Raw genomic sequence first — 3,515 nt, 5'->3', positions numbered from 1 at the left:
CTGGGCATCAGTTACCGGTTCCAAATATTCAAATGCCCTTACCGTCAATGGCAAAGGCACGTTCATCTTATGTTTCCGTGGAGAGTACGTCAAATGCACCTCCAGATCAGATTGAACCTTTGCAGAAAAACTAAAGCTCGATACACTGGAAGTGGATTGTGGCCGCGTAACTATGGCCTCCCACAATCCTGGTTCTGGAAAAGGGAGTTCTACTCGCCCTAATGATGTGTAGTAATGGTAATTATCTGGGTTCAGCGTCACGTCTATTCCAGAAGGACTAACAAGGTTGAAGTCGATCAATCCAGTAGTATCCGTGCAAAACCAACTGATGGAGAAATTTGCAACAAGTGAGTGGGCGTTTTTATCTACTAGAAATTGTATAATTTCTGTGTCCTGAGCAGGATTGGGGCCTATATATGACCTGTTTTCATCAATGCTGGAGGAGCTTTGCCTTATCGCGTCCAGAATCGCATTTATGTCTTGGTAAGTCTCATTAACAAATTTTCTGCTCCAAGAGCTTCCATTCCCCCACTCTGCAATTCTATTCATGAGCATATTTGATTGGGCTTCATTATATGGGTAGTCGCCATCATTATTTGTTGGATATGCCTTATAACGCATTGTATGGCATTGAATACCGGACGGTTCATATGAATACAATAAACGACTACGAATCTCGTTAGTAGGATCGTGAAAAGTGCCATCAGGTAAAGTTGTGCCATTGGGTAAACAGTGCCATCCATCTGATAGTGTTACAAAATGCTTTGGTCTAGCCAACTCGTCGAAACACAAATATCCATTAACAAAAGGCGTTCTCATATCAGTTGAGTAGGTAAGATAAGGGTAATTGCTTGGAAATGTGATAACGCCCTGCCCACTCAAATAATCTTTGTTATTGAGGATTGGCGTCAATCCCAATGATCCACTTGGGATTCTGTTTATAACGACGTCCTGTATATACTGATTACCACCTACCTCTGCTGCAAAACCAAACACACCAACCCGATCACCGTCCTCCAACTGACCTACAAACTGCCTGGCTGTTCTTGCTAGTTGGCTACGGTCGCTCATACTCGGAGAGCAGTCTAACGCAAGTACGATATCTATGGTAGTGGGTGTTGTCACTGTAAAGCCCGGTACGTGCAGCCCATCAAAGCCATCCATCACATTTGCAGCAGTATAGGTAAAATGAATTCGATTATCAGGAGCTTCCGGACTGCCAAAGTTCACGATAATGTCATAACCGCCATCCACATTCTCAAGCTCGGTGGGGATTGTCCAGATCAATCCGCTCCACTTACCTTCGTTATCGGTGCGATTACCGGTTATCGGGTTTGAGAAACCGCTGGCTAAATGGGGGGTCAGAGTGGATACATTTGCCCCATCTACGTATGTGTAGTCATCATGCCTGATCACATAGACATCAAACGGAGTGTTTTGTGGTGCTTTTGTGATCTTCGCGTGAACCTGATCACCGGGAGAAAAGACGTTCCGGGATCTATCTGCCTCGCTATAGCTTTCCACTTGGGGCGTGAAATGAAAACCCCTGCCTGAATAGGCTTTGTCAATAATCATCTGAGCATTAGGAGTAGAGGTTCTCATCAAAACATTATAGAAATATCGAGGTTTGCTTAAATCTTGATCATTCACGGTTATGGAAGTCAAAGCACCAAGCAATTTAATATCAAAATCATCGAACCAGAGACTTGTTCGGATATCCTCCCAAACTGCTGCAATTGGCATTCCACAATAGTACCATGAATAAAAATCCTCGTTAAGAGTTAATGATAGGTTGTTATAAATTGCAGATGAATGAATGTCGTAAATGTCTAGCAAATCAATAGCTATTGAGTTCCCGTTGTAATTCCGAATATGACTGTTGGTCACAAGCCCCCTTCCCAACCAATATTCTGCGAATGCTTCGTCCATGGCTTTATCAAGCATCGTTGAGGCAACACCACTGAAAGTTAAACTATTCATTCTGTTGAATGTATAGAAATGAGATAACTCATGCATAATAATGTATGGATTGAAACCATTGTAGTAATGAATTGCTACGGTACCGGTATTATAATTAACTTCAAAAACTCCTCCCCAGTCATTCGCCGGTAAAGCCTCATTATCATTATAAATTACTGGATAAGTTACAGATGAGAAGGAAGGACTTCGCTCTGTGAAGAAGTCGTCTTGATTTTGTAAATGATAGTAAATGTTAGCAGCATATAAGGATGGAGGCGCTGGGTTTAGCTCATCTTGGGTATCAATGAAATCTAAAACATTGGTCTCGTAACTCATCGGATCGATTTCTGTATAGTAATCTACGTTTAACGAATTTGATTCGTTATATATAGATCGGATATCCCATCTTTCACTTCTCAAGCTTACCTTATAATTTTCTTGAGGAGAAAGTGATAGCTGAATGCATCCATTCGGATCAGTGAAACCATTTTGATCGCCATTCATAACATTTATACCCCGTAAAGATGATTCTGGAGGAGTTGTTGGGTCAAACACCAAACCACTGATTGTTGGTTTGTACGTTTTACCTTTCACTGCTAACATATTATACATCATAATATTCATGTGTTGATGAATTTCTAAAGTTTCCACATCAATGCTGAAAGAAACCTGAAAAAACATCATTGACCAATACAGTCTATACTGCAATGGATCCTTGGATGTTGAAATCCTATTGTATGCAATACTCGGTTCTTGAGAACTACCTCTTACACGACCATTGTAATACTCTGACTTTTTATACTCATTGATCATTATTTGTTTGGCATCTTCTTTGCTTATGTTTATAGGAATTGGTGTATTAGGAATATCCACTGTTGAATCATTAATGATAAATTCTTGAGTATCAATGTTATAGGAAATGCTAATAATGCCGCCTGGATGCACGCTGTAACCGTTAATTTTCTGTTCCCACTTCTTCGATACCATGTATTGGCTACGTTCGATAATTGAGGGGATTAGTTGACCTTCACGCGCCGATATGAAGGGTGTTATCTTAAGCAGTACTTTGTCGAATGCACCTTCCGCAGATATTGTATCCTGAGGGGCTGTTAAACGGATATCATTAAATATACCATACAGTTGCGAAAACTTCATATCCTGGTGATTGAAAGTGATATCTCCCTCAAAACCTGTTTCTGCCTTGAACCTTACTGCTCTTTCGTTTAAGATGGCTTGCTTTTGGGTATATTCCTCCGTCTGCTCATAAGGTATTCCCATCAATGGGACGACCATAAGCAATATAAGGAATACGCAAAACATATAACTTTTCATCATTCCTCCTAACTGAATTTATTCATCTACCCGAGTTCTTCATATCTCATTTTAAACAAGGATTCTTCTATAATTTATACTCGGACTCACTAGATTAACTGCTGATTCTTGTCAATAAAGAAGTTAATTTATTGCGTAAAACCATGGGAGAAATTATTTTACGACTTCTGTAAAATTATAATCCATTTCTGGTTTGAATAACAGATTTCAGATTGTCTTATAAT

The 3,515-nt window shown here is 39.9% G+C and carries 1 protein-coding gene; it reads right to left on the bottom strand.

The annotated features are described in order from the left end of the window. The coding region (locus LHW48_07310; GenBank protein ID MCB5260262.1) for a hypothetical protein at positions 1 to 3,294 on the bottom strand (3,294 nt) is incomplete at its 3' end. Between the last annotated feature and the right edge of the window lie 221 nt (positions 3,295 to 3,515).

This window comes from Candidatus Cloacimonadota bacterium, assembly GCA_020532355.1.
In the GTDB taxonomy this organism is placed as follows: domain Bacteria; phylum Cloacimonadota; class Cloacimonadia; order Cloacimonadales; family Cloacimonadaceae; genus UBA5456.
Note: the sequence above shows the minus strand (reverse complement) of the source record. Positions and strands in the feature narration are given on the sequence as shown.